Annotated in this window: 7 protein-coding genes; 1 reads left to right on the top strand and 6 read right to left on the bottom strand. The window is 68.7% G+C overall.

All coding sequences use genetic code 11. The annotated features are described in order from the left end of the window. From HY68_RS45515 to HY68_RS27115, 6 genes are all read right to left on the bottom strand, one after another. On the bottom strand, positions 1-447 hold a 447-nt coding region (locus tag HY68_RS45515; protein WP_041993566.1), incomplete at its 3' end, for a PfkB family carbohydrate kinase. Beyond that, positions 444-1,433, bottom strand: a complete 990-nt coding sequence (locus HY68_RS27135; RefSeq protein WP_041993564.1) for a zinc-dependent alcohol dehydrogenase family protein — start codon at positions 1,431-1,433, stop codon at positions 444-446. The genes HY68_RS45515 and HY68_RS27135, both read right to left, overlap by 4 nt. After that, positions 1,430-2,329, bottom strand: a complete 900-nt coding sequence (locus HY68_RS27130) for a carbohydrate ABC transporter permease (RefSeq protein ID WP_041993562.1) — start codon at positions 2,327-2,329, stop codon at positions 1,430-1,432. The genes HY68_RS27135 and HY68_RS27130 overlap by 4 nt, the downstream gene beginning before the upstream one ends. Further along, entirely contained in the window at positions 2,326-3,309 is a 984-nt protein-coding gene (locus HY68_RS27125) for a sugar ABC transporter permease (protein WP_041993559.1), read from the bottom strand. Before HY68_RS27125 ends, HY68_RS27130 begins: the two co-directional genes overlap by 4 nt. After that, a complete protein-coding gene (locus HY68_RS27120; RefSeq protein WP_041993557.1) occupies positions 3,306-4,670 on the bottom strand; it encodes a sugar ABC transporter substrate-binding protein in 1,365 nt (454 codons plus the stop codon). The genes HY68_RS27125 and HY68_RS27120 overlap by 4 nt, the downstream gene beginning before the upstream one ends. Before the next feature lie 108 nt (positions 4,671-4,778). Further along, on the bottom strand, positions 4,779-5,540 hold the full coding sequence (locus HY68_RS27115; protein WP_041993555.1) for a DeoR/GlpR family DNA-binding transcription regulator: 762 nt from the start codon (positions 5,538-5,540) through the stop codon (positions 4,779-4,781). Positions 5,541-5,925: 385 nt separating this feature from the next. On the opposite strand from HY68_RS27115, the gene HY68_RS27110 reads away from it, so the two are divergent. Beyond that, positions 5,926-7,905 (top strand): TetM/TetW/TetO/TetS family tetracycline resistance ribosomal protection protein (locus HY68_RS27110; RefSeq protein ID WP_041993552.1); only part of this gene is annotated, 1,980 nt, incomplete at its 3' end.

Genomic DNA, 7,905 nt, shown 5'->3' with positions numbered 1-7,905 from the left:
GGCGGCCACCGCTGTCGCGGCGGGTTCGACGACGGCGGCGAGGCCGCCCACGTACACCGCGCCGAACAGGCCGACGTCGGTGGCGTGCGCGGGGATCCGGAACGTGGCGGTGTCCCGCAGATGGAAGTGGTATCCGGTGCCGTCGGGGCCCGGGTCGGCGACAGCGAGCGCCGTCGGCAGCGGGGAGCGCGCGCACAGGTCGAGCCGTACGCCCGCGGAGACGAGCCGCTGTTCGAGCGTACGGGCGAAGGCGTCGGCCCCCAGCGCACCGGCGAACCAGCTGGGCGTGCCCAGCCGGGCCAGACCGTCGGCGACGTTGGCCGGGGCGCCGCCCGGCTGGGCCCGGTAGGTGCCCGGTTCACCCGGCGCCGGCACCAGGTCGATCAGGGCCTCCCCGAGGACCAGGACGGCCCCGGGACCCGGTGCGGGCCCCGCGTCCTGGGTCATGGCTCCACCACGATCTTCCGGCCCTGGCCCGCCTTGAACTTATCGAGTGCCTGCGGGTACTGCTCCAGCGGCAGCCGGTCGCTGATGAAGACGGCCGGGTCGAGCACACCGGAGGCGAACAGCGCAGCCGCCCGCTCGTAGCTGTGCAGCACCGCCATCGAGCCGGTGATGGTGATCTCGTGGTTGTAGATCTTGTACGGCTCGATGAGCGCGGTCGTCGCGTAGTCGGAGACCCCGAACTGCAGGAACGTTCCGCCCTTGGCGACCCTGCCGAGTCCGTCCTGGATGGCGCCGGCGTTGCCGGTCGCGTCGATGACGAAGTCCCAGCCGCGCACCGTCTCCAGCTCGTCCGCCGAGGCGGCCGACCGGGAGACACCGAGCTTGGTCGCCGTGGTCAGCCGCTCCGGGTTGACGTCGAGGATGTCGACGCTGGCGGCGCCGGTGCGCTTGGCCAGCTCCAGCATCATCAGCCCCATCGTGCCCGAGCCGTAGATCAGCACCTCGGCGCCGAGCGTGCTGCTCAGCACGTCGTAGCCGCGCACGGCGCACGACAGCGGTTCGATGAGCGCCGCGTCCTTCACATTGATGTGGTCGGGCAGTTTGACGCAGTTCGCCACGGGCGCGAGCGCGTACTCCGCGGCCCCGCCGGGTTTACTGACGCCGATCGCGTTCCAGCGTTCGCAGAGATTGCCCCGGCCGATCCGGCAGTAGTGGCACTCGTGGCAGTACAGCGAAGGGTCGACGGCGACGAGGTCGCCGATGGCCAGTTCCGTGACGTCGGAGCCGAGTTCCACGATCTCCCCGGCGAACTCGTGCCCCGGGACGATCGGCAGGGTCGGCGCGAACTCGCCCTGCAGGATGTGCAGATCGGTGCCGCACAGGCCGCATGCCGCGACCTTGACGACGACGTCCCTGGGTCCCGGGGTCGGATCGGGAACCGTCGTCACGGATACCTTGCCGACGGACTCGACGATCGCAGCCCTCATTTGACAGCTCCAAGAGAAAGGCCCTGGACGAGTTTGTCCTGGGCGGCGAAGCCGGCGGCGAGCACCGGCAGGGACACGACCACCGAAGCGGCACACAGCTGGGCGAGGAACAGCCCCTGGCTGGTGACGAATCCGGTCAGGAAGACGGGCGCGGTCTCCGCCTTCACACTGGTCAGCACCCGGGCGAACAGCAGCTCGTTCCAGCTGAAGATGAAACAGATCAGCGAGGTGGCCGCGATACCCGGCGCGGCGACCGGCGCCACCACCCGGGTCAGGATGGTGACCAGCCGGGCCCCGTCGACCTGTGCGGCCTCGATGATGGAGACCGGCACGTCCGCGAGGAAGGACTGCATCATCCAGACCGCGATCGGCAGATTCATCGACGTGTAGAGGATGACGAGCAGCCAGATGTTGTCGAGCATCCCCGCGTTCTTCGCGAAGAGGTACACGGGCAGCAGCCCGGCGACCATCGGCAGCATCTTGGTGGAGAGGAAGAAGAACATGACGTCCGTCCACTTCTCCACCCGCTTGATGGAGAGCGCGTACGCCGCCGGCAGCGCGAGTACGAGCACGAACAGCGTCGAGAACAGCGACGCCATCAGCGAGTTGATCAGCGGCGGCCAGGGGCTGGGGCCCCCGCCGGAGCCGAAGAAGATCCGGTAGCTGTCGAGGGTGAGCGGGGCTCCGATCGACGGCGGGTTGGTGGCGGCGTCGGGTTCCGAGTGGAACGACGTCACCAGCATCCAGATGGCCGGCAGACAGAAGACGACGCCGACGACCCACGCCAGCAGGCCGAGCGAGGCGGAGCGCCGCCTGGCCTTGCGTTCGACGGGGGCCTTGGTGCGCCGGCGCTCCGGGGCGGCCGGCTGGACGTCCGTTGCGGTCAGGGTACTCATGCGCGGTTCGCCTCCTCACTGAAGAGGGACGAGACCACGCGCAGGGCGAAGGTCGCGACGATGATGGTGCCGATCACCACGACGACTCCTGCGGCGGACGCCAGTCCGTATTCGTGAGCCTGGTAGAAGGTCTGGTAGATCGTGTAGGGGAGGTTGGCGGTACCGAGCCCGCCCGCCGTGATGGTGAACACCGCGTCGAAGTTCTGCACGATGTTGATCGAGCCGAGCAGGATGCCCAGTTCGAGGTAGCGGCGCAGGTGCGGCAGGGTCAGGAAGCGGAACATCTGCCAGTTGCTGGCGCCGTCGAGCCGCGCCGCCTCCATGATGTCGAGCGGCCGGCTCTGCAGCCCGGCGAGCAGGATGAGCATCATGAACGGCGTCCACTGCCAGACGAGCGCGACCTCGACCGCCGTCAGCGGCATCTCCGAGATCCAGTCGGGCTGACCGGGGCTGTCGACGCCGAACAGGCCGGTGAACCAGGCCCAGCCGCCGTTGAGCAGACCGTACTCGGGGTTGTAGAGCACGTGCTTCCACAGCAGCGCCGCCGAGACGGGCACCAGCAGGAACGGGGTGATCAGCAGGGTGCGGACGAAGCCGCGCCCCATGAACTTCCGGTCGAGCAGCAGCGCGAGGAGCAGCCCGAGGATGACGCTGGCCAGCACGACGGTGACGGTCAGCTCGATCGTGGTGAACACCGAGTCCCGCAGGTCGGCGTCGGAGAACACCGAGCCGTAGTTGGAGAACCCGGTGAAGCTCCGCGAGTCGGGGGCGAGCGAGTTCCAGTCGAAGAGGGAGATCAGCAGCGTTGCCACGAAGGGCAGTTGGGTGACCGCGATGAGGAAGATCAGCGCGGGCAGCAGCGGGGCGCGGGTCGCCCAGGCTCGCGCCCGGGTGCCCGGCCCCCGGCCGGCCGTGCGGGGCGCAGGGGAGTGCGCCTGGCCGGCCGGGGACAGCGACGGTGTTCCGACAGAGGTACTCACTGCTGCTCCTTGCCGACCTTCTCGGCGAGCGACTGCGAGTTGTCCAGTGCCTGGTCGACCGATTGCTTACCGGCGATGGCGGAGCTGATCTCCTGCGAGACCTTGGTGCCCAGGTCGATGAATTCCGGGATGTCGACGAACTGGATGCCGACGGTGGGCCGGGGCTGGGTACCGGGGTTGTTCGGGTCGACGCCGGCGATGGACTTCTGGGTGATGTCGGCGAACGCCCCCGCGTCCTTCAGGTAGTCCTTGTTGGCGTACGTCGAAGCGCGCTTGCCGGCGGGCACGTTGGGCCAGCCGATCTTCTGGCCGACGAGCTGCTCGTACTTCTTGCTGGACGCCCAGGAGATGAACTTCCAGGCGTTGTCCGGGTTCTTGGAGGCCTTCTGCACACCCCAGGCCCAGGTGTAGAGCCAGCCGGAGCTCTTGGTCTTGTCCACCGGCGCGGGCACATAGCCGATCTTGCCCTTGACCGGGGAGTTGGCCGCTTCGAGCGAACCGGCGCCGGACGTCGCGTCGTACCACATCGCCGACTTGCCCTGCGTCATGTTGTTGAGGCACTCGGCGAAGCCGGACTGCGGTGCGCCCGCCTCACCGTGCTTGCGGACCAGGTCCACGTAGAACTGGGTGGCCTTCTTGAACTCCGGGGAGTTCACCTTGGCGTTCCAGTCCTTGTCGAACCAGGTGCCGCCCATGGTGTTGACGACGGTCGTCAGCGGGGCGATCACCTCGCCCCAGCCGGGCAGACCGCGCAGACAGATGCCCTTGAGGCCGGGCTTGGCGCCGTCGGCCTTGGCCGCGAGATCGGCCACCTGGTCCCAGGTGGGGTTGGGCGGCATCGTGAGCTTCTTCTGGTCGAAGATGTCCTTGCGGTACATGAGCATCGACGACTCGCCGTAGAAGGGCTCGGCGTAGAGCTTGCCGTCCTTCGCGGTGAGCGACTCCTGGAGGGGCTTGAGTATGTCGCCCTGGTCGAACGCCTTGTCCTTGGCGACGTAGCCGTCCAGCGGCTGCAGCCAGCCGTTCTTCGCGTAGAACGGCACCTCGAAGTTGCTGATGGTGGCGACGTCGTACTGGCCGGCCTGGTTGGAGAAGTCCTGGGTGAACTTGTCCCGCGCGTCGTTCTCCGGCAGCACGGTGAAGTTGACCTTGATACCGGTCTCCTTCGTGAAGTTGCTCGCCGTCAGCTTCTGCAACTCCACCATCTGCGGGTTGTTGACCATGAGGACATTGATCGTGTCGCCGCCGCCGGACGAGCTGCCGCCGCCGCCCGCGCCGCTGCACCCCGCGAGGAGCGCGGCCAGGGCGGCGCCTGCGCCCACCCGCACATAGAGTCCACGTCGTCGTTCCTGGAGGGGCATGGAATTCTCCTGATCATTCGATGGGGCAGGAATAGGGGCGTACTGTGCCGACCCCCCCGGCCGCACGCGGCCGGGGAACGGGAGTCACATCGGACGGGGCGCCGCGGTTCAGACGCGGATGACCTGCGGGCCGAGCAGCGAGTAGCGCTGCGCCTCGGCCGACGGCAGCCCCGCGTCGGTCACGATCGTCTCGAAGTCACCGACTTCGGCGAAGCGGCAGAAGCTCACCGCGCCGAACTTGGTGTGGATACCGGCGAAGACGCGGCGGCGCGCGCTGCGCATCACCTGTGCCTTCACCTCGCTGACGGCCGGGTCCGGTGTGGTCAGGCCGTATTCACGGGAAATTCCGTTGGCACCGACGAAGGCGAGGTCGATGACGAATTCGGAGAGCATACGGGTCGCCCAATGATCGACGGTGGCCATGGTGGAACCGCGTACCCGGCCACCGAGGAGCAACACGGCGATCTTCTCGGCGTCGGCCAGCGTCGTCGCCACGGCGAGGGAGGCGGTGACGACCGTCAACTGCCGGTCCTTCGGGAGCGCTTCGGCCACGAGCTGGGGGGTGAACCCCTCGTCCACGAAGACCGTCTCCGCGTCGCCGATCAGATCGGCCGCGGCGGCCGCGATGCGGGACTTCTGCGGTACGAGCCGGGTGGTGCGCACCGCGAGCGTGGTCTCGAAGCCGGCGCTCTCCACCGGGTAGGCGCCGCCGTGCGTACGCCGTACGAGACCGTGCTCCTCCAGCACATGGAGATCGCGCCGGACCGTCTCCTTGGCCACCTGAAGCTTCGCGGCCAGTGCGGTGACTTCCACTGACCCGTCGCGTCTGGCGATCTCAAGAATTTCTCGTCGGCGTTCGTCGGTGTCCACGACACACTTCCCTGGCTCTGGCTCCGCTGTCCTTCAGCACCCGTTCGGGCTCATGCGTCGTTTGTACAAGCAATAACCCCACTGCGACCAGGTTCTTCGCCGGACCTACTGTGCCCGTTCATGCCCGTTCCGCAGGATGGACCCGTGCTGGTCACACCGCTGACAGGGGGGTGTGTAGCGCAGATCACTGCCCGCTTGGCGCCCGATGCCTGCCCGATCGGAGCCCGAAGCGGAATCTGTCGCTCGACCGGCAAATCGGTTGCGGGCCCGTCCGGGCCTCTGTTGTACTCCCGGCAACAGCCGTCGACCCAGGAGTTGATCATGCGCGGAACGTCATCGCCCATCCAGAAGGTTCTTTTCGCCTATCTAGAGGACATGACGTTCGTTGAGTACGTTGAATCTGGGAATTCTGGCGCATGTCGACGCCGGTAAGACGAGTCTGACCGAGCGGCTGCTGCACGCGGCCGGGGTCATCGACGAGGTCGGCAGCGTCGACGGAGGCAGTACGCAGACCGATTCGCTGGCGCTGGAGCGGCAGCGGGGCATCACGATCAAGTCGGCGGTGGTCTCGTTCGTCGTGGACGGGGTCACGGTCAACCTGATCGACACCCCCGGACACCCGGACTTCATCGCCGAGGTGGAGCGGGTGCTGAGCGTCCTGGACGGCGCGGTACTGGTCGTCTCTGCGGTGGAGGGTGTGCAGGCGCAGACCCGGGTGCTGATGCGTGCCCTGAAGCGCCTGCGGATCCCGACCCTGGTCTTCGTCAACAAGATCGACCGGGCCGGCGCGGACGGAGCGCGGGTACTGCGCCAGATCGCCGGGAAACTGACCCCCGCCGTACTGGCGACGGGCTCGGTGCACGGCGCGGGCACCCGCGCCGCCGGGGTACGCCCCTACGGCGCCGCTGACGCGGGGTTCACGGCGCGACTGGCTGAGGTGCTGGCCGAGCGGGACGACGCGCTGCTGGCGGCCTATGTGACCGACGAACGGGCGCTGTCGTACGGGCGGCTGCGCGAGGCGCTGGCCGTGCAGAGCGGGCGCGGTGAGGTGCACCCGGTGTTCTTCGGCTCCGCCATCACCGGCGCGGGCCTGCCGGCCCTGATGGCCGGCCTCACCCGCCTCCTCCCCACCACCCCGGCGGACCCCCAGGGGCCGCTGTCCGGGACGGTGTTCAAGGTCGAGCGCGGCCCGGCCGGGGAGAAGATCGCCTACGTACGGATGTTCTCCGGCACCCTGCGCACCCGCGACCGGATCCCGCTCGGCGGCGGCACCGAGGGCAAGGTGACCGCCCTGACCGTCTTCGACCAGGGCACCGACCGGCGCACCGACACCCTCACCGCGGGCCGCATCGGCCGCGTCCGGGGCCTGACCACCGTCCGCATCGACGACGCCGTAGGACAGCCACCCGCCGGCCCCCGCACCGCCCACTTCGCCCCGCCCACCCTGGAAACCGTCATCAGCGCCCGCCGTCCGGCCGACAAGGGGACCCTGCATGGCGCACTGACCCAACTGGCCGAACAGGACCCGCTGATCAACCTCCGCCAGGACGACCTCCGCCAGGAGACCGCCGTCTCCCTCTACGGCGAGGTCCAGAAGGAAGTCATCGAGGCCACCCTGGCGAACGACTTCGGCGTGGAGGTGGCCTTCCGTGAGACGACGACCATCTGCGTCGAACGGCCCGACACCAGCGGGTCGGCGGTCGAGTTCAACGGGAAGGACCCCAATCCCTTCCTCGCCACGGTCGGGCTGCGTATCGACCCGGCCCCGGCGGGCAGCGGCGTCGAGTTCCGGCTGGAGGTCGAACTCGGCTCCATGCCGTACTCGTTCATCAAGGCGGTGGAGGAGACCGTACGGGAGACGCTGCGCCAGGGCCTGCACGGCTGGGAGGTCCCTGACTGCACGGTGACCATGACCCACTCCGGGTACTCGGCGCGGCAGAGCCACGCCCACGCGGTCTTCGACAAGAGCATGTCGAGCACGTCCGGGGACTTCCGCAATCTGACCCCGCTGGTGCTGATGGACGCGCTGAAACAGGCGGGCACGACGGTGCACGAGCCGATGCACCACTTCCAACTCGACGTGCCCGCCGACACCTTCGGGGTGGTCCTGCCGCTCCTGGCGCGACTGCGGGCGGCGCCGGGCTCCCCCGTACCGCACGGCTCCTCGTATCTGCTGGAGGGCGAGATCCCGGCCGCGCACGTGCACGAGCTGGAACAGCGGCTGCCGGGGCTGACCGGTGGCGAAGGCGTACTGGAATCGGCGTTCGGCAGCTACCGGCCGGTCGCCGGCGCCGCGGCCGAGCGGGCCAGGACCGACCACGACCCGCTGCACCGCAAGGAGTATCTGCTCAGTGTGGTGCGCCGG

This window comes from Streptomyces sp. AcH 505 (assembly GCF_000818175.1).
Taxonomy (GTDB): Bacteria; Actinomycetota; Actinomycetes; order Streptomycetales; family Streptomycetaceae; genus Streptomyces.
Note: the sequence above shows the minus strand (reverse complement) of the source record. Positions and strands in the feature narration are given on the sequence as shown.